Source organism: Parapedobacter sp. (assembly GCF_053550995.1).
In genome coordinates this window covers 24857-45165 of sequence record NZ_JBMQOC010000082.1, presented here as the reverse complement: position 1 = coordinate 45165, position 20309 = coordinate 24857, and the positions used below count along the sequence as shown (strand labels likewise).

17 protein-coding genes and 1 tRNA gene are annotated in these 20309 nt (G+C 45.9%); 5 read left to right on the top strand and 13 right to left on the bottom strand.

The window, feature by feature from the left end:
* Positions 1-115 precede the first annotated feature (115 nt).
* Together tsf and ACO1NT_RS11600 are read left to right on the top strand one after the other, a co-directional pair.
* On the top strand, positions 116-955 hold the full coding sequence (tsf, locus tag ACO1NT_RS11605) for a translation elongation factor Ts (protein ID WP_449048790.1): 840 nt from the start codon (positions 116-118) through the stop codon (positions 953-955).
* A gap of 231 nt (positions 956-1186) precedes the next feature.
* Entirely contained in the window at positions 1187-1648 is a 462-nt protein-coding gene (locus tag ACO1NT_RS11600) for a response regulator (protein WP_449048789.1), read from the top strand.
* A gap of 21 nt (positions 1649-1669) precedes the next feature.
* On the opposite strand, the gene ACO1NT_RS11595 is transcribed toward ACO1NT_RS11600, so the two are convergent.
* The 5 genes from ACO1NT_RS11595 to ACO1NT_RS11575 all read right to left on the bottom strand — a co-directional run bounded on the left by ACO1NT_RS11595 (position 1670) and on the right by ACO1NT_RS11575 (position 7355).
* Complete coding sequence (locus ACO1NT_RS11595; RefSeq protein WP_449048815.1) at positions 1670-2755, bottom strand: hybrid sensor histidine kinase/response regulator; 1086 nt, start codon at positions 2753-2755, stop codon at positions 1670-1672.
* 75 nt (positions 2756-2830) lie between these two features.
* Positions 2831-4978: a sensor histidine kinase gene (locus tag ACO1NT_RS11590; RefSeq protein WP_449048788.1), complete on the bottom strand. Its 2148-nt coding sequence runs from the start codon at positions 4976-4978 to the stop codon at positions 2831-2833.
* Between the two features lie 38 nt (positions 4979-5016).
* A complete protein-coding gene (locus ACO1NT_RS11585) occupies positions 5017-5706 on the bottom strand; it encodes a hypothetical protein (RefSeq protein WP_449048787.1) in 690 nt (229 codons plus the stop codon).
* Positions 5703-6824 (bottom strand): ThiF family adenylyltransferase, encoded by a 1122-nt coding sequence (locus ACO1NT_RS11580; RefSeq protein ID WP_449048786.1) that lies wholly within the window; start codon positions 6822-6824, stop codon positions 5703-5705. Before ACO1NT_RS11580 ends, ACO1NT_RS11585 begins: the two co-directional genes overlap by 4 nt.
* Before the next feature lie 457 nt (positions 6825-7281).
* A tRNA-Met gene (locus ACO1NT_RS11575) sits at positions 7282-7355 on the bottom strand.
* A gap of 97 nt (positions 7356-7452) precedes the next feature.
* Here ACO1NT_RS11575 and ACO1NT_RS11570 point away from each other — a divergent pair.
* Genes ACO1NT_RS11570 through ACO1NT_RS11560 form a run of 3 tightly spaced genes read left to right on the top strand, consistent with a single transcriptional unit; the run spans position 7453 to position 10643 of the window.
* Positions 7453-7830: an START-like domain-containing protein gene (locus ACO1NT_RS11570; RefSeq protein ID WP_449048785.1), complete on the top strand. Its 378-nt coding sequence runs from the start codon at positions 7453-7455 to the stop codon at positions 7828-7830.
* Positions 7831-7875: 45 nt separating this feature from the next.
* Complete coding sequence (locus ACO1NT_RS11565) at positions 7876-9387, top strand: LptF/LptG family permease (protein ID WP_449048784.1); 1512 nt, start codon at positions 7876-7878, stop codon at positions 9385-9387.
* Positions 9388-9422: 35 nt separating this feature from the next.
* Entirely contained in the window at positions 9423-10643 is a 1221-nt protein-coding gene (locus ACO1NT_RS11560; RefSeq protein WP_449048783.1) for a bifunctional 3,4-dihydroxy-2-butanone-4-phosphate synthase/GTP cyclohydrolase II, read from the top strand.
* Here the strand turns inward: ACO1NT_RS11560 and ACO1NT_RS11555 are convergent.
* From ACO1NT_RS11555 to ACO1NT_RS11520, 8 genes are all read right to left on the bottom strand, one after another.
* Positions 10621-11718 carry a Wzz/FepE/Etk N-terminal domain-containing protein gene (locus ACO1NT_RS11555; protein ID WP_449048782.1) on the bottom strand — a complete coding sequence of 366 codons (1098 nt, stop codon included), beginning with the start codon at positions 11716-11718 and terminating at the stop codon, positions 10621-10623. The two genes, ACO1NT_RS11560 and ACO1NT_RS11555, sit on opposite strands and share 23 nt — an antisense overlap.
* 16 nt (positions 11719-11734) lie before the next feature.
* A complete protein-coding gene (locus tag ACO1NT_RS11550) occupies positions 11735-14203 on the bottom strand; it encodes an SLBB domain-containing protein (RefSeq protein ID WP_449048781.1) in 2469 nt (822 codons plus the stop codon).
* Between the two features lie 124 nt (positions 14204-14327).
* Positions 14328-15491: a glycosyltransferase family 4 protein gene (locus ACO1NT_RS11545; RefSeq protein WP_449048780.1), complete on the bottom strand. Its 1164-nt coding sequence runs from the start codon at positions 15489-15491 to the stop codon at positions 14328-14330.
* Positions 15492-15600: 109 nt separating this feature from the next.
* Positions 15601-16344 carry a glycosyltransferase family 32 protein gene (locus ACO1NT_RS11540; protein WP_449048779.1) on the bottom strand — a complete coding sequence of 248 codons (744 nt, stop codon included), beginning with the start codon at positions 16342-16344 and terminating at the stop codon, positions 15601-15603.
* Positions 16341-17417, bottom strand: coding sequence for an EpsG family protein (locus ACO1NT_RS11535; RefSeq protein WP_449048778.1), 1077 nt, complete (start codon positions 17415-17417; stop codon positions 16341-16343). The genes ACO1NT_RS11540 and ACO1NT_RS11535 overlap by 4 nt, the downstream gene beginning before the upstream one ends.
* Before the next feature lie 16 nt (positions 17418-17433).
* Complete coding sequence (locus tag ACO1NT_RS11530; protein ID WP_449048777.1) at positions 17434-18333, bottom strand: glycosyltransferase family 2 protein; 900 nt, start codon at positions 18331-18333, stop codon at positions 17434-17436.
* Positions 18334-18340: 7 nt separating this feature from the next.
* Complete coding sequence (locus tag ACO1NT_RS11525) at positions 18341-19231, bottom strand: glycosyltransferase family 2 protein (RefSeq protein ID WP_449048776.1); 891 nt, start codon at positions 19229-19231, stop codon at positions 18341-18343.
* Between the two features lie 19 nt (positions 19232-19250).
* The gene (locus ACO1NT_RS11520) at positions 19251-20309 is read right to left on the bottom strand and encodes a glycosyltransferase (RefSeq protein ID WP_449048775.1); all 1059 of its coding nucleotides are present in this window, start codon (positions 20307-20309) and stop codon (positions 19251-19253) included.

The window sequence follows — 20309 nt, the reverse complement described above, 5'->3', positions numbered from 1 at the left end:
ACCATCCGGTTTTTTTATCCATTACATTTATGGCGCCACGAAGCTTAGCGCCATGTAGATATGGAGGGTTAAAGACCAACAAATCAATCGTACATAACAAAATAAGGAAAATAGCATGTCCACAGTACAAATTTCAGCATCAGATGTAAATAAGCTGCGCCAACAAACCGGTGCCGGCATGATGGATTGTAAAAAAGCACTAATCGAAGCGAATGGTGACTTCCAAGCTGCAATCGATTATCTGCGTAAAAAAGGAGCCAAAGTGGCTGCTAGCCGCCAAGACCGCGACTCCAACGAGGGCATAGTGATCGCAAAAACTACCACCGACGGAAAAAAGGGTGTTATCATCGAACTCAACTGCGAAACCGATTTCGTAGCGAAGAATGCGGATTTCGTCGCTTTCGGTGAGAGCATTGCAGATCAAGCGGTAGCCCATGCCCCCGCTTCCCTTGACGCGCTGAAGCAGCTGGAAATAAATGGCGTAAAAATCGCCGACTTATTACTTGATCAAACCGGTAAAATCGGTGAAAAGATCGATGTCTCAAAATATGAGACAGTTGAAGCAGAAAAGGTCGTTGCCTATATCCACGGCAACTATCGTTTAGGCGTATTGGTTGGCCTCAGCAGTGCAGCTGACGGCGCGGATGAAGCCGGAAAAGACGTCGCTATGCAGATTGCTGCGATGAATCCCGTGGCTATCGACAAAGGTGATGTGGACACCCACACCATTGAACGCGAATTGGAGATTGCAAAAGAGCAAATCCGGGCGGAAGGCAAACCGGAAGAGATGGTTGAAAAGATCGCTCAAGGTAAGCTTAACAAGTTTTATAAAGAGTCTACGCTCTTGAACCAAGAATTCGTGAAGGATTCCTCGAAGAACATCGCACAATTCTTAGATGGTGTTTCTAAGGGATTAACGGTTACGGTGTTCAAGCGGGTTCAATTGGGCGCGTAAGCCACCGACATAGTTATTGATGCCACCTCCGGTTCAGAACGGGAGGTGGCATTTTAATATTGCCCCGTTGGAATAATCATTTAAAATATTATTGATTTTTGACTATTTGCAGCCGAAAATTAGTAACTTGGGTTGTTGAAATGACTAACTATTTCCTTTAAAAAAATTTGACAAGGCATTGATTACCGTGATGTGCCAAAAAAGCATCCTGGGTTCTAAATCCGCTGAAACATGGAAACGAAAATTTCCGTCTTATATGTAGACGACGAAGAGAACAATTTGATTTCTTTCAAAGCCACCTTCCGTCTTAAATATAAAATATATACCGCTTTGAATGGTATTGATGCCATGCAGATCATCGAGCAGCATCCTATAGATATCATCATTACCGATCAGCGGATGCCCCAAATGACAGGGGTTGAATTCCTTGAAGAGGTTATAAAAGTTTATCCTGACCCCATGCGAATACTACTGACCGGCTACGCCGATATGAGTGCTGTAGTAGACGCGGTGAATAAAGGAAAGATATTCCATTACTTGAGCAAACCCTGGAGCGAAGAAGAGCTGGATGAAACGATACAGAGAGCGTATGCGATATTCTCCGAACGGAAAAAAATAAAAGAATCTTTTTCGCAACTCGAAATCACAAATGAGCAACTTGAATTCTTGCTGCGCCAAAAGTTGCTCTCATAAGACCCCACCGTTTGGCTAATTCTATTTACTGGGTATGGTCACTACAAATGTTGTTCCTTCCCCTTCCACGGAGTTAACTTCAATCTCACCGCGGAGCTTGGCCAACGCACTTTTCACATTATAAAGCCCAAACCCAGTACCCTCCGCCTGGTCGTTTCCTCTAAAGAATAACTTGAAGATCTCACCAAGGTCTCCCGCGGCAATACCTATACCCGTATCCGTCACACCGATAATTGCCTTTCCACCCTCCACAACCACCGATAACCGGACGGTCTTGTTGTCATGTGCTCTTTTTTGATATTTGAATGCATTGGACAACAGATTATGTAAAATAAGTTTCAACGTCGTTTCGTCGCTCTTGAATTCTTCTTTTTGATTACTTTCAATCGAGAAAGTCACATGGTTATTCTGCGTATAAATACTGTAAAAGCTTTTCAAGTACCCGAAGAGGTTTTTAAAATCAATATCGGAAATGGTCAATTCACCCCGCTTCAGCAGATAATAATCGTGCAGGCTATTGATATAAGTGTTCAGCCTCAACACCGAGCTCTCCATAAGCGCAAGAATTTCATGGATGCGTTCAACGGAATCGAACTCCAACCCCAGCTTGATAGCAGACAAGACACCTGTCAACGGATCGCGTAAATCGTGGCTGACGCTATATGCGAACTTATCAAGTTCATCATAGGCTTTTTGCAATTCATCGTTTCGCAACGCCAACATCGAATCCGTAATGAAAAATTTATTGGCTTCTTCGATGGATGAAATAATCTCCTCCTCTACCCATGGTTTGCGTACAAACCGAAAAATATGCCCTTTATTTACCGCGTCTACAACCGTTTCCAAATCAGCATAAGCGGTCAGCAGAATCCGTACAGGAAGCGGGAAGTCTTTCTTAACCTCATGCAAAAATTCAATACCGGTCTCTCCCGGCATGCGCTGATCGCAGAAAATGACCCGTATATTCGGGTTCGAACGCAAAACCGCTCTCGCCTCATCCGTGCTTATTGCCGTATGAATCGGATACCGGTACCTGAAAGTCGCCTTGAAACTGATCAGGTTATTGGCTTCGTCGTCAATGTAAAGTATTTCCGGAGATTGGAGCATCACACAAGGAGAAGTCTATATGGTTAATGTTCTATTTAGCAAAAATAGCATAATTGATTTAATAACGTAAACTTATTACATCTGTTGCTTAAGCGGGATAACGATTAAAAAAGAAACCCCCTCACCAACCGAGGAGTCGACTTTGATTTCACCGCCGTGCTTTTTGATGGTATTGTAGACAATAGACATACCCAAGCCGGTGCCCTCTCCCACGTCTTTTGTGGTGAAAAAAGGTTCAAACATCTTCTCTTTTACTTGATCAGACATACCTACCCCATTATCACGGATAGCTACTACGGCATTTTCGGCATCAACAGTCGTTTGGATCTCCAAAATACCTCCCGGCTTCCCGCCAAATTTCTCATTGATGGCATAAATCCCGTTCGTAATGATGTTTAAAAAGACCTGGTTTAACTTACCCGGATAGCATTCCACTGGTGGTAAAGCACCAAATTCCTTTACAACGGTAATATTTTCCTTGATCACGCTGTTGAGAATGACCAATGTGGATTCCAGTCCTTCGTTGATATCCGCGAATTTCAAGGATTCTTCGTCGACACGTGAGAATATGCGCAGGCTTTTAACAATCTCAGCTGTTCGACTAGCTCCCTCATGCATTCCCTTAATGAGAAAATCTATTTCCGTTTTGAGGTAAGGTACGTCAATCTCTTCTTTATATGCGTCTATACGCGTCGCTTTTTCGTCAAACGGTATATCGTCAGCCAGCGCTATGCGCTCCACCTCGTCGAGCACATCCCAAATCATGTTAATATCTCGTTTAAGTGGCGCAACATTGGACGTTACGAAATTTATCGGGTTATTTATCTCGTGGGCCACCCCGGCAGTAAGTTGGCCAAGAGACGCCATCTTTTCTGCCTCAACAAGTTGGGACTGCGTTTCCTTCAGGTGCGCTAAAGTCTCCTGTAATGACGCATTGGATTCCTTCAGTGCATAAGTACGTTCCTCTACCCGCCGTTCCAAAACAATATTCTGTTCGCGTACTAGCTTCTCATTTTCCTTTGCAATCGCTATTGCCTTAACTTGCGATTCTTCTTTTTCTTTTCTATAGGTATTTATCCGATCCGCCAGGGCAAATGAAAGGAGGGTGACTTGTATTACCGACCCAATCTCCAGAATATTAGCCGTAAATGTGTTATAAGGTACGACGTTGAAGTTTCTTAAAACAAAGATGACTACAAAAACTAAGAAAATGGAATAGGCAATCAGGTAAAAATAGGCCGCACGGTTATTCTTTCGCCTTATCTTCTCAGCAACCCAAAGCAAGTAAACCGAGCCACCCATTGCACAAAATTGAATGATTTCAACCCCCGTCTGCGTCGAATCAATCATTCCAATGACAAAGCCGATCAAATAACAACCGATAAAGATATTAATCCCCCAATCAAGTTTCAGCGAATATCGCCTTACTTGCAAAAACTGTTTCGTAAAAAAGCCGGTTGTAACTCCGGACAACACCGGGATAATCAGTGAAGCATGAAGGGCCATCCATACATTATCCGGCCATAGGTATTGCGTGGTATACCCTTTGAATAACGCCTGGCTCAAACCGACAAAGATGATGTAAGCTATGTAATACAGGTAAGCAACGTCCCGCACGGAGAGATAGACGAATAGGTTATAAATAACCATGATACCGATAACGCCCAAGTAAATTCCGAATAACAACTGACCGAACGCAAAAAACTCAAGTATACTTTTCTCGGTACCGACGTAAATAGGCAACTGGAGCTGGTCTACGGTGCGGACCTCTAATATGAGGTCGACAATTTCCCCTTCTTTGAGCGTAATCGGGAAAACATAATTCGGATTATCATCATAGAGCCGATGAGAAAAAGGAAAAGTTTCTCCGGAAGTTCCCATATGGGAAATACCGCCATCATTTCCCACGGTATACAGCGCGACGAAATCCAGCGACGGCTGGTCAATAGATACCAATAAATCCGGTGACGCACTTTCGTTAATTAAAGAGAATTTTAACCACGCCGTTGATTTGGTGATCCCGAGGTTAGGAATATCTTCAACCAACGTGACGAACCGATTATTCGATATCGTTTCTACGGATAGGGTATCCGAATCATCTAAAAAATAAGAAATCCCTTTATTTATTAGGAGTGGCTGAGAACCACCCTCATACACATAAACCGCCGGTTGCATCCCACTCGTCTCACCACCATCCTGTTGATAAGCTAGGAGGCTTATCATAAAGATTATCATCAAATTGCCCGCAACATTTACCACGGCTAGGGAATTAAAAGGTTATACTCCACTTTGAACGTGCCCTTCGGTCCCCGCTCGTCGTGCAACTGGTGCGGCTGCTCCCTCAATGATATAATTTTCCGCTGCTCTGCCTCATCAGCATGGCTTAAATCACGAATATCCCGCAATCTCATGGCCGTAGCGATCAAATCGTCTTTTGGGTAATAAAACAAACCACGGTTGCCTAAATCGGATTCCACTACGGCCCCGACACGTTTTCCCATCCGTACAGTAATAGGGGCGCAAAGCACAAAAATACTTTTAACAGGAAGTTGAGTGGAAACAACAGCCCCCACCCTAGCGAGAATGTAACTTCCGATTCCCATACCGGCAACCTCCCTTGAATTCCAAAGCCCACACAATTCGCAGGTCCCCCCGTTAATTTGATCTTCTTTTACCATTTGAAAAATCTTGGCATCGTATTTACCCAACGCAATTTCAATGGGCAACATATATTCACCCGTGGCAATCTGTAACCTTGCGCCACCATAAACGGTCCGCGTGTCCTTATCTTCCACCAAGATGACTATTGTATTATTATCTTCTACCCAGTCCTGCCTATTCGAGGTAATTTTCGAAATCCCGAATATCTCTAGCAGCTTTCGGTGCCCAACAATAAATTTTTCGCAAGCTTCAGGGTCGTTTGGCGCCTTAAAAGTCCTTATTTGAATCATTGATGAATGGATGGTTCCCTGAATAACTCTTCGAAATCAACAAAATACCTACCTGAAGGCATCTGTTTACCCAATAAAATCCTCCTACACGCCTCCGTCACCATTGCTCCCCCTAGCACCACCGCCGATGCCAGTTGGGGCCATCCAACAATGGTCCTGTTCAGTTCTCCCAATGATCGCATCATCTCCTCCGAAACATTACCCATCCCGATGAACTTAGCCAGGTACTCGACTTTTTCATCAAGACTTAAGTTTTTTAGCTTATGCGCCAATTCAGGGCTTGGAATCCGTTCCAAATCCGCAACAGCACCGTGCAAGATTGGTCTTTCATTTTCAACGTCGAATCGCTCGATATCCAGCATCCCTCGGTCGTTCGTATCCATCACCACGGGTATCCGGAGGGATCGTGATCTCAACCGACTCTGTACCTTTACGTCAATCCCATCGCATTCTTCCACCAATACATCAATCTTTCCACCTTTGCAAAAAAAATCATCGATATTCTGATCATTCACCCCCTCCGTATAGCAAATAACGTTGATAAACGGATCGATTTCAGCTATTTGTCTAGCGGCAATAATCGCTTTGTTAAGGCCGAGATCTTGAATGCCGGTCCGTATCCGGTTCATATTGCTTAATTCGACATCATCGAAATCTGCAAGTCTGATTTCTCCGCAGGTCCGTTCCATCGCTATCGTTAATGCAATGCTTTGCCCAACCGATAATCCGATAACACCTATCTTCTTCGTCCTCAGTACATCAATCTCATGAAAATCAATTTTATACACATTGCGATTTGTACGTACCCGTACGAATTCTTCTTCATCAAGCACATGTACGCAGTTGTTATTCCATGGGAAATACACCCATACACCATACTCGTCGAATCCCCGCCCACCTGTTCGTTCAGCGTAAAAAGCCTGGCGCTCTGCATCTCCCCATATCTTTCCCGGAAAAGAAATACGCATCAACTCGTCTAACTGCTGCCGTATGGTGTCATGTCGTTTTATTTTGGGATCTTGCGCAAATAATGCATCGAATGCCTGTTTATCTTCTTTAGTAGATAAACGAAAGAAAAGAGGCCGGTATGTTGCCTCCTCTTGTCGTTGATTGGTCATGTCCAAATTAATATTCGTTCTAAGGCCAAAAGCCTCTCCATATTCGTTAGCCAGTATCCGGCATCATTACACTTCGCGGGTACATAACGCCCCGCATTCAACCGGTCACTCAGATTAATCGCGCCGATTGCTTACCCAAATGAGTAACACCCGTTTACCTGTGCTACATCATAATGAACACAGGTATGAGCTTTCACCTAGCGGATAAAATGGGATACATTAAGCCCTTCAAATTGAATGGATGAGACCGCTAATTCCCAATGGAATAAAGGTAGTGTTTAGTAACAAAAAACAAAACCTTTCCTCCATTTGTTGTAGATAATTTACTACATCTCGTACGATTCGATATTTCCAAAAAAACAAACCGTTGAGGCTTGGAGTTACCGCCTTGCAAGCCTATTTAAATCCGCTGGCACCCCCCAAAAATAAAAAGGCCGGTACATCCGTACCAGCCTTGTAGCGGGGAGCAGGATCGAACTGCCGACCTCAGGGTTATGAATCCTGCGCTCTAACCATCTGAGCTACCCCGCCAAAAATTGTTTGCAAATATAGTTTATTTTCCCTTTCTTTAGAAAAAAAGTTATTAAAGCTATAGAAACGACATAACCGCTTAATCATCAAAATAGGCATGGCAGAAAAAATCAAATTCCATTTGGAATACGAAATCAAGTCCTCCCCGAAAATTCTATTTTCTTTCTTGCACGAACCCAATGCGTTGGCTCAATGGTTTGCCGACGACGTAAACTTCAAGGATGGCATTTATGAGTTCAGTTGGGATGGTGAGCTGCATATTGCCAAATTAATCAGCTTAAAGGAGAATAAGCTAGTAAAGTATAAATGGCTGGATGATGAGCCGTATCATTTCGAAATGGAAATCGTGCAGGATGAACTCACCAACGACGTTGCGCTTGCCATCACTGATTTCTCGTGGGAAGAGACCCTCGATGACCGCAAGCTCATTTGGGACAATCAAATCGAATATCTCCAAAGCGTTATAGGTGCCTAAAAAATCGTACCTTTGCGTTTAAGGTAGTCAGGGGCACGTATTTTGATGAAAAAAATCCATCTTCTCATCCTGAAATCTTTCATCAGGCCATTTATCGTCACGTTCTTTATCGTGATGTTTGTCCTCCTTATGCTTTTCCTTTTCAAGTATATCGATGATCTCATTGGCAAAGGTTTCGAATGGTATGTCATCTTAGAACTGCTTTGGTATGCAGCAGCGACCAACGTAGCCATGGCCTTGCCGCTATCCATGTTATTGTCATCCATCATGACATTCGGAAACCTGGGCGAAAGCTATGAATTGGTAGCAATCAAAGCGGCTGGGGTGTCGTTACGGAAAGCGATGGCTCCCTTATTTCTCCTCGTTGGCCTCTTCAGTGCCGGCGCATTTCTATTCAGCGATTATATCATGCCCATCGCGAATCTCAAAATGGGGTCTCTGCTTTATGATGTCCGGATTAAACAAGCAGACTTTTTTATCAAGCCGGGCATTTTCAACAACACCATCCCGGGATACTCCATTCGAGCCGAAGGCAAAAGCAAGGACGGAAAAATCCTATACGATTTGATGATTTATGACCACAGCAAGAACAGTACCGCTAATAACGTACTGTTGGCCGAAGAGGGATACATCTACAATTCGCCGGACAACAACACCATGATCCTCAAGCTTAAAAATGGTGTACGCTATGAGGATAGCCGGGCAAAGGATGCGCGCGTGTATAACCCCCGGCAGCAGTTTACCCGATTCTATTTCGACGAAACCGAGCAGAAGTTTGACATGTCTGCCTTCCAAATGAAACGAACGGACGAAAACTTATTCAAGAGCCACCATGCCATGCTGAACTTAAAGCAGCTAAAGCATTATACAGACTCCAACGCGCACCAGATGGACAGCCTGCGGAATACTGTATTCCCGGAAATCAAATCCTACTATTATTATTTCAACGATTATTATAAAGCGAAAGACACTACCGCGACACTTGCGGGGCCCATACATTACCAAAAAGACTTTATCTCAACTATTCCAACTGAAAAGCGCAGCATGATGATCAGCAGCGCCCTGAGCCAAGTACGCTATATCAAGGATGTCGTCATGCTTAAAGCGGATGAAGATGATTTTTACAGCAATAAGAATATCCTATACAATGTAGAGTTCCAGCGTAAGTTCACCCTGGCCGTATCGTGCCTGTTGTTATTTTCCATCGGTGCGCCATTGGGCGCGATTATCCGCAAGGGCGGGCTAGGCTTGCCGGTGGTCGTTGCCATTATCTTCTTCCTTATTTATCACATCATTTCAACCGTTAGTGAGAAATCGGCCAAAGAGGGTAATATCGATACCTTTTGGGGCATGTGGATGGCTATCTTCGTATTATCTCCATTGGCAATTTTTCTCGCTTACAAAGCGGCCTCGGACTCGGCGTTATTTGATATTGAGCAGTATCGCCTTAGAATAAACAAAGCACTCGGCTGGGTTAAGGCACGTTTAGGCATGGTCGACCGGGCGCAACCCTCGCTGCCTAAATCTTTACAAGACGATTATATAAAGTCGTCTTAAGAAAGGATACCTTTGTATCATAAAAAAGCACATAAATGAGTAGCAAGCTAGATACCATAGAAGAGGCGATCAAAGAGATACAACTTGGCAAAGTGGTTATCGTGGTAGATGATGAAGATCGTGAAAACGAAGGGGACTTCGTTACCGCCGCTCGTAACGCTACGCCTGAAGTGGTCAATTTCATGGCCAACCATGGGCGCGGTCTGGTATGTGTCCCGCTTACCGAGGAACGTTGCAAAGCCCTCGATCTGAACCTGATGGTGGGTAACAATACCGCTGTCTATGAAACAAATTTTACCGTATCTGTAGACTTGCAGGGTTATGGTTGTACAACCGGGATATCGGCTTCGGACCGCTCGAAGACGATCAAAGCACTTATCAATCCAAACATTAAACCCGAAGAATTTGGCCGACCGGGGCATATTTTTCCATTGATTGCAAAAGACGGCGGCGTACTTCGCCGTGCAGGTCATACCGAAGCAGCGGTCGACCTCGCTAGGCTCGCGGGATTCGAATCGGCCGGTGTGTTGGTCGAGATCCTCAAAGATGATGGCGAAATGGCCCGGCTACCGGATTTGATGGAAGTTGCTAAGCGATTTGACTTGAAAATCATCTCCATCCAAGACCTGATTGAATATCGGCTCAGCAAAGATTCGTTGATTACCCGCGAGGTATCTGTCAGCTTACCCACCGAATGGGGACAGTTCAACCTTACGGCGTATACACAGAAAAACACGGGTGAACAGCACGTAGCCCTTTATAAGGGCGAATGGGAACCGAATGAGCCTATTTTGGTACGTGTGCATAGCTCTTGTGTAACCGGTGATATTTTCGGTTCCTGCCGGTGCGACTGTGGACCGCAATTGCACCGCGCGATGCAAATGATTGAAGAGGAAGGTAAAGGTGTGGTTGTCTATATGAACCAAGAAGGACGAGGTATTGGCTTAGTAAATAAACTTCACGCATATAACCTACAGGAAAACGGGCTGGATACCGTAGATGCTAACCTGGAGTTGGGCTTTAAGCCCGATCATCGGGACTATGGTATTGGTGCGCAAATATTGAGAGACCTAGGCATAACGAAAATGAGGCTAATGAGCAACAACCCTACTAAACGGGCTGGGCTTGTTGGTTATGGACTGGAAATTGTAGAAAACGTGCCTATCGAAATCGCTCCCAATCCTTTTAACGAACAGTATCTCCGTGCCAAACGAGACCGCATGGGGCATACCATCATGCGAGATCGCCACTCATGATTTGGCGGTAAAGCCGCATCAATACCAATGCCAAGCATGCCAGGAAGCCGCCAAGGAAACCACCAATAATAACGGCTTTCAGTTTCCCTAGCTTGTCGTTTTCCAGTGGAAGGATAGGCTTATCCAAAACTTGGATAACTGGTTTTTCGTTACGCAGGGTAATTTTCGCAAGTTCTTGGTTCTTTACTAGTTCGGTTAAGATTGCCGTATTGGCTTGGACATCTACCGTGTGCAGCTGCGATCGAACGCGCAGGCTTTGGAATGCCCGATTCGGATTCGGATTGGCATCCGTGGCAGCCGCTACGCCACTGATTGCTTCATTGAGTTCCCTCCGCACCGAATCCACTTGATGAGTAAGTACGTCTAAATTCTCCTTTGCCTTCTGTGTGCGCGTTTGAACGTAAAAATCCGTCGCATTCTTAATCAACATCTCTGCAAATACTTTCGAAAACCCTTCATCCGGACTTTCCACCTCAATGGTAATGATGTTAGACTTCTTATCGAGTTTTTCGACAACCAGGTTTTCCCTCAAAATTGCTTTGTAAAACGTTGCCATCAAGCTATCCTGCAAAAAAACACCGGTGGTATCGCGAAATTGCAGATCAACCAATTGCGGCTTCTTTGACGCCCATTTTTCGCGAAGATTATGGTAGGCGATATAGCGGTCGACCAATAACGTCTTTTTACCATCCAACGCTACTTCCGTTAATAATGTTTCATCGACCATCGAACGCGATTTCAAAAACTCGATGATGTTGTCACCCTTGAAAAATCCGCCGATACTGCCGATGCCGCCTAAATTGAAGCCGAACTGCTCGGCGATCGTTGCGGCAGCTCCCAAGCTTCCTTGGGATGCGCTCGACTCATCCATAACGAAACTTAATGTCGCGGTGTAGTCCGTTTTCTTGAACAAGGAATAGCAAAGACCAAGTGCAGCGCCCAACAACGCGATCATTAGGATGATCAGCCATTTATTCAGCAGATACCGAATCAAAGCGACCATCTTTATGATCAGCTCCCTCAAACCGACCTTATTATATTGACCGTGCCCGGCATTCATGTTTGTATCACCCATTTACTTTTCTAAATAATCAGCGCAACATGGTTAGTATAATAGCTACCAGAGAAGCAGCACCAGATCCGATTCCGAGCAATTGTTGCGGGGTTAATGGTTCTTTTATTTCCTTCTGGGGGACGAAAATCTCAGCTCCCGGCTTTATTGGTGGATAGTTATTGAAAAATAAAAACCGGTTGGTACTTTTCACCGAGCCGTTGGCGTACAATACATATGCGCTTTTCCGTAAGGCACGTGACGAGAACCCTCCCGCTTGCGAAATATACTGCTTAAACCCTTTTGATGGCGCGTATACCGCGATGGAAGGCGCAAGCACTTCACCGGAAATTTTCACGGTCTGCAATTCTTTGGGTACCCTAACCACGTCACCATCTTGCAAGATCAAATCGCCGCGATAGCCCGGATTCTTGATGATACGCTCCAGGTTAATTCCTACAAATTCATTATTGGTATTCCTATCAATGGCCAATTCGTCAATCACACTTTCATCGTTTTGCAATTGCCTTAAAGTAAGCATGCGCTTATATTCATCTTGTTGTGCCAATTCTTTCCTGGTCCTTTCCGTTCCTGTTTCCGCTGGCCGCAATGTATCTGGCGCGCCAGTTCGTTTCAATGATGCTCCTTCAACGTATGCAAACGGTGTAAAACCACCCGCCCGTTTGATGATATCAGAAATACGTTCATCTTTTCTCGTAATGGTATACTCACCAGGATAAAGCACTTCGCCCTCCACCCAAACCGTTTTTTGGGTTTCATAACCGGTGGCCGTACGGACAACCACTTTGTCAAAAGGCATCAATACAAAATCCTGGTCAGCCTTACTCAATTCGCCGCCTGTGGCCACGTGAAAGACCTCCGCGGTTTGAGCGGACTGCGACATTGGGTCCGCATTTTTCACGCGTCTAGATACCGCTATTCGACTACTTGTCGCACTTTCGCGGAAGCCGCCCGCTTTAATAATCAAATCTTGCAGTGTCATTCCCTCTGCAAATGAAAATTGTCCCGGGAAGCGCACTTCGCCATCAATATCCACCGTGTACTGTTCGCGCAGGTCGAAGATGGAAGCTATGGTCACCACATCCTCACGTTTCAATTCGACATCGGGCGTGGTTCCCGCAATAATCCCAGCCACATTAAAAGAAAGTTGCTCGGTCTGCATATCATCTTGCAGTCGAAGAATATAACCCCGATTCAGGAAAGCATCTTCCTTCAGTCCATCCGCTTTTTTGATTAACATCGATAATGTCAGTCCGGGACTCAGCTCATAATCGCCCGGCCGGAACACCGCCCCCTCAATCCGCACCCTGTTTTCAAAACGTTTCAATATCGGCGCCACTTCGTATCGGTCGCCCAATCGGGGCGTATAGTGCGCAAATTGTGTTTGCAAAAGATCTTCAATACGCCGTTCCTTATCGGTCTGTCTCGTCACCTTGATGCGGGCCCGGTAAGCCTCCTCCGTAAAACCACCCGCATAGGCTAATAGATGATCGAATGTTTCACCCTCTTTCAATTCAAAGATAGCTGGCCTTTTCACTTCCCCAAGTATCGAAACCCTATTTTGATAAGGTGGCACCATAAGCACATCTTGGTCCTCCAATCGGATGTTGGTCGAAAAAAAACCATTCATCAACACATCATAGATATCGAGTACGGCCACTTCCTTCCCATTCCGGATTACACGGATATCCCTGAACGACCCATTTTCGGTGGGGCCACCCGAAAAATACAGTGCATTAAAAGCATTCGCAACCGAGGGTAATGTGTAAGAACCCGGCTGTACCACTTCACCCGTCACCGTCACTTGGATACTTCTAATGTCACCAAGTGCCACGCTCACCTTAGTATCGCCGCTTCGGATCGCCGAATAGACCGTTGCAAGCGATGATTCAATCCGGGCTGTGGCCTGCTCCATCGTCATCCCCGCCACCGAAACGACGCCGATATAAGGGATATTAATTGTGCCTTCAGGGCTAACAGAGAGGGTATGGTCTTCTTCCGACTTACCATATATATCAATCAAAATCTGGTCGCCCGGACCGATTACATAGCTCCGGGGAGTAGCAATGCGCAAACCCGGTTCAAAAACAGGCGAAGCTCCGCGGAACAAAGTGGCACCAAAAATACGTAAGCCGCCATTACGCGCCGAGTCCATGGGCGGGGGGGCCGCGGTAGTGGGGGCCGATAACGAATCGATGATCTCTCGTTCGCTTCGTATTTTCGACGACGCCGCCGATGTGCGCTGGTCTGCTTCGGTTCCATCGAGGTTGGCTATCCGATCGCGCAGTTTTTGGATCTCGGTAGCCGGCATTCCACGCTCACGCGCAATCGCTTCCATCTGGCTTTCGCTCAGACCCGATGTTTCCGCCTGTTTCAGGTAGGCACGAATCTGATCGTCCGTCAAATCATCGATACGGACATTAGACAAATCTGTGGCGCTGATACTTTGCCCGAGGGAAGGACCGCCAAACAACCCAACCCAAACCATCAGAAGAATACTTGCAACATGAATATAGCTATACTTCATCAACCTGATCTGCTTACCTTTAAAACTCAAAACCAAAATCCATTCTTCTAAATTACCACAAATAAACTGTTTTTTTTGCTGCGTACTAAGAGATTTGCTTTATTTTCTTATCATTTTGTTGCTGTATAATGTCAGCTATCGCCTCATGGTAAATGCTGATCACGCGGTCGACCGAATACTCATTGACCATCTTTTTCCTGCCATTTACACCCATTGTCTGGCGCTCCATTGGCGTTAACTCCAGTATCCGCTCCATGCACGCCACGAGGCTATCTACATCTGCTACCCGGCACAGAAAACCGTTTACACCGTCATCGACCAACTCCTTGCAGCCCGAAATGTCACTGGCAATAAGCGGCTTAGCCATGGCAGCACTCTCTTGCAATGTAGTCGACATGCCTTCGCGATATGACGGAAGGACCACACAGTCGCACGAGGAAATCACCGGCCTTACGTCATCGATTGCCCCCAAATAGGTTATTGTGCCATCGGCCACCCAATCGTCTAACTGTGCTTGTTGAACGGCCGTAGGATTGTCAACGTTTAGATACCCCATGATCCAAAATACGGTATCGGGATATTTCTTTCTTATCCTTCTCGCGGCGGCCACATACTCGGCTACCCCTTTGTCATAAAGCAATCTACCGATGAACAAGAATCTAACCATCGCGTCGCCATCATCTGCGACGGTAATGAGCTCGGGATTAAAGGTATCAAAACAGTTAATCCCCTCTCCCGGAATTTGCCTTGCTTTGGCCCTATCTACCAACTTTCGCGCCACGAAAAAATGAAAATCATCATGATTGAGGAACCAAACCCATTTTGTATGCCTTAGCGCTAGCCGATAAAGCTGCTTGGCTATGAAGGTGACCACCCCTTTGTTGATGAATGCATAGCCTAAGCCGGTTATCACGGCAATGGCTGGTATGCGGTAACGCCTTGCCGCCATCGTGCTGTAGACATTGGGCTTTATCGTGTATTGAAACACCAAATCAGGCCGTTCCGCTGCGTATATCTGGCTAAATTCTTTGTACAACATAAAGTCCTTTATGGGGTTGAGTCCCTTTCTTGACAGCGATTTTAGCAAGATGATCCGAGCTCCCAACTCGGCCAATGGTTTCGTATGCTCGTCGGGCGGGGCCAACAATACCACTTCATGGCCGGCATGTACCAGTGACCTGATCACATCTGTCCGGAAGCGGAGGAAACTCCAAGACGTATTAGAAACCAAACATATTTTAATCGACATGATGATTGATTGCCGCGATAAGCCTGCATTAAATTGCTCCACACCAACTCATCCGCTACCCCGCAAAGATAGCAGAATATCCATCAATAGCATATTAGCCCGATTCGAGTTAGCTTATCCCCAAAAACTTCCTGAAGGTACGGGCGATTTTTCGGTGCGTACGTTCCCCAAGCAGGAGCAACACGGCTCGGTGCATCATATGTTTCATGACGAACCATGGCGTACGTTTCACCCACTGCCCTTCGAAATGATGTACGCACACCGTTTCCGTCCCGGTCTCCATTCCCTTCGTAAACAAGTTCTTCGGAGAGAAATACACGGCCGGGAAAGTCGTCAAATCTTCATAATGCCGAACCACACCGGGTGCGTTTGGCGGCAGGCCATAGCGTTGTCGAAGCATGCGATGGATTAAGAACGGGACAGTATGCATATCCAAACGACCGTCTTCCTGTTTAAAATGCTTACCCGCATAGGTATCCAAGCAGGCCTTGACCCAACCAGATCCTTTTTCGGCCCCTATCACTGCTGCTTCGATATCGCCCATCGAGTCGTACCCGATAAACGAACGGTTTTCCAACAGCGCATCGAATGACTTGAAGACTTCCACATCGGCATCCAAATAAATCCCCCCCATTTGATACAATGCATAAAACCGGATATAATCTGCTGCAAAGGCATACTTCTTACCTTCAAAGGCTTCGTGTACCCATGGCACGTTCGGTGCATTTCCAATGTCCCACCGATACAATTCGTATCCCACCAAATACCGCTTCCAACTGGCAAAACACTGCTCAATCAATTCCGGATAAGGATCGTCGCTCAACCAGCAATAGTGTATTATTTTAGGAATCATACGATAGCGTAAGGCCTAACCAACTCCATATCGATCATTTTCAATCCGTAGTAAAGCACGAATATCATAAAAACCAACCTGATAAATAAACCGACATTTCGGTCCTTTATGTCGTCCTCTATCATACTGAATAGATAAGGCATCACCAAGGCGATAACCGTAAAAAGCAACGAAGATAAGCGTTGCATTATCGCAAACGAAATAAACATCAGGTTAATGAATGAGCCCAAGGATAAGGCGACCATGAAAAGGTCGAGCGTCCGTTCACCATAGAACGCTGCCAACTTGCTCCGGTAATAAAATATGCCAAGCATAAAAATTTCCGCTATCGCCGAGAGCATATAACCACTCTTCCCGAACTCTCCTTGCTCTACATAGCCTGCCAGCGTTGGGGGGAGCCCACCCAACATGAATAAATACATAACAGGATCGAAAAAACCAATGATCAACCCTGCCACCGGCAAAGCCAGGTAAAACGGATAATTCCGTATCGCTATATACAATAAGTAAAACAGGGGCACAATGAGTACGGAGCTATGTATAAAAGCAGCGAAGAAAACCGAGAAGAAAGACCACCAGTACTTTCTATCAACGAAAAAACAAATTGACCAAAAGCCCATTGCCGCCGACAATGCATACCGGATTTGAGTGAAATCCCGATAGAGGTAAAAAAAGCACAGGTATATTAAAACGGAAAGAAACGGCATGGGGCTGTATTTGTAGAACAACGTAAAGTTCAACAAGCCGGTAAGGATCGCCATGACCATAAAAACGACGTGGATGTTGCCGCCCAAAGTAAAAACCAACTTATTGAAAAGCAGGTATCCCCGCTCCATCGTTTCGTCATAATTTCCAAGCAGCAGATCGAGCCAGGTATATTTTTCACCCACCAAACGGAAAGCATCCTGATAGGCAATCCCATCATTATCGACACCCAAAGCACGGAGACCCACGAAACCAATCAACAACAAACAGAGCGGTATATAAGCACACAGTCTGATATACCGTGCCTCGATAAAATCAAAGACGACAAACAAGAACGTGACAGCAAATAATATATAGTACGGTACCATCGTTCAAAATGACAGCTCAACTACTAACAAATTTCAATACCCATGCCGCTGGATACATGATATAAGACCAAGATGAGCCTATGGCCCTCCGATGTTCCTTAAATGAAGTCTGCTTATCGTACACGGCAAACCGCCAATAGTTCAATGCGGCTTTCAGCCGTTGGACCTTTGTCAGCCCCGGAAGGGCCGCCATTTCAGCATAATACAGGCAGGCGCCTCTCGGGCTATCTCTTCGAAGTTGCACTGACGAATCGGTAATCCCTCCGACCAAATATTCACAGCTGTAAATACCATCTTTGAAATAGCGCAGTACATAGTTACGGCCAATACGGTTAAGGGTCAATGCATCGGCACAAAACCGTTCGCCCGGAATCTCCGGATAAGGGTATTGCGCCATAATCGATGTACGGATTACTTCGGCCCTATCCCCTTTGTAACCCCATTTAAATCGGTAATCGATCGGCGAAACATCCAGTATCTCGTAGTCCACGTCTCCACCGATTACCCGACCGTCTGCGTGCACCCGTAATCCGCAAACACCAGCGTACTTAACCGCATCGGATAATTCGAGAACGGCCTGCCATTGTCGCACGATGGCTGATAACGCATGTGGAGCGATCGTATCATCGCTATCCACCGTGAAAAACAGTTCCCCTTGGGCTAACTGCACCCCTTTATTTACCGCGGCATGCTTACCGGAATTCTGTTGGTAATGGTAGCGGATGTTGATCTGGTTTTCAGCAATAAAACGAGCCATTACCTCACCCGTGCCGTCAGTACTCCCATCGTCAACGACTACCCATTCAAAGTCGTCAAAATCCTGCGTTTTTAAACTTCCGTAAAGCAGACCAAGATAACCGCACCTATTGTAAGCGGGTGTAAAGACAGTGACGTAGGGATTGGGTTTACCGCTCATTATCAAGTTAGCCAATTGGTGTCCTTATCATGGTTTTAAACAGGAGAAGCCCCTTTTTATTGCCGAGCTCAAATTTATTCTTCAGTACAATGAACAATCGCTCCGCCACCGATCGGCTGGAAGCAAATCGGAAATAGGCCTGAAACAGTTTGCTTTTGGCCCTATCGATCAACTCCCGGTAGTGCGTGTAGAATGCCTCATTTGCATGATAGTGAAGCCGACTGATTACCGGCCTCCTTTCCACTAAAAAAGAGGCCAGTTTGCCAAAGGTGCCACGCGGCTGGTTGCCTGTCGCATTTTGGCTATGCTGCCTATACCAAACCAATACTTCGTCCAGGTAAACGATCTGGCCAAACGTTACGGCACCCATCGTTATGAGGTGGTCATGCATCGCAACAATATCGGGAAAAGGCCGCAAGATATCCATTAATTGATGGTTGAAAATCACCGCACATCCTTGGATACCTGAGTTGAAAAATAACGTATCACGGAGCGTATGGGGGTGAATTACCGTTGATTTTTGTGAAATCGCCGTACTACCTCCTTCATACAAATAAGAATTCGTGTATAACGCCGTAGGACCTTCATATTTGGCAATACCCGCGACCATCCGGCCCACCTTCTCCGGAAGCCAGATATCGTCTTGATCGCAAAACATATAGAATTTGCCTTCTACATGCCGCATGAGATGCAGAAAATTGGCCGCAGATCCTAGATTGGTCACACCATCATCCATGATCGAAATGCGCGGATCCCTATGTTGATATTCCTCAAGTATCAACAACGTATCGTCGGTCGATCCATCATCGTGCGCAATTAAGCGCCAAGATGTATAGGTCTGCCCAATCAGCGAGTCAAGTTGTTCACGGAGGTACGTCCCTCCATTGAACGTAGCCATCAATATAGAAACTACCGGACTATCGTTCACAAGCAATCAATTGTTCGAAGTCGACCATGCGTAAATCGGAAACATACCGCATCATCAGTTCCCTATTCTTTTTACTTTTCCTAACCAGCAAATTTGCCGAAAAATCCTGATAACGGAGGTATTCATAGCCCATTGCCTCAAAATCACCAATGTGACTACTTTTGACAATCGGTGTAATGCCATAAAAAAGGTATTCGACCATCTTTGTGGGGCATGCTACCCGGTTAATCAACATATCGTCTCGCAGTATAAATCCGTAATGCGCCGATTGGTAATACCCGCGCAATTCGTGGGGCGAAACGGTGAGTACCTCGATGTTACTACCAAGCTGTACACCCAAATCCAACAGCCGCTTTTTCAAATCCGTCGGTTGCCCCGTCAACAACGTATACTTAATGCGATCAGATCGGTTCTCTTTGATAAGCGAAATCAACAGATCAACATTTTGCCACGATTGGAGGTTGCCACTGTAAATCACATGCACCTTGTTGTCGGGCGTTGCGCCGGCCATCGGCGGTTCGCGCTGCAGGTGGGCCGGTAATATCGGATATCGCATTGCCCGACTTTCCCATTCGGGATATTTACGGCGGAAATGAGCAGTCATCACATCCGAGACCGTCACCACGGTATCTACCCGCCGGAATATCCGTTGTTCAGCAAGACCGTATAGCCTCCCTCTCCTTGCTGCTCCCTGATAGTGGAGTTCTTCTGGAACAACGCCATGGGCATCTAGTACAACGTGCGCCTCTCGCCGGATAAAGCTAAGGAATGGTAAAAGGGGCAACACATTGATAACCGAATGAAAATAAAGGGTGTCGGCCTGTTTAATCAACCTGATAATCAGTGAAAAGTGCCGGAAAATATTGCAGCGGTACTGTATCCCACCATCAGCGAACTGTTCGGTCTCCATTTTCCAATACAACCGGTGAGAAACCGTTAAATAGCGGCGCTCCCGGGTTGCGCATAATTGATCGATTGCAATGACGCGCTGAGACATCCCCTCGTATCGCGCTTTTTCGTCCGGATAATTGGCAAGCACTAACAACAT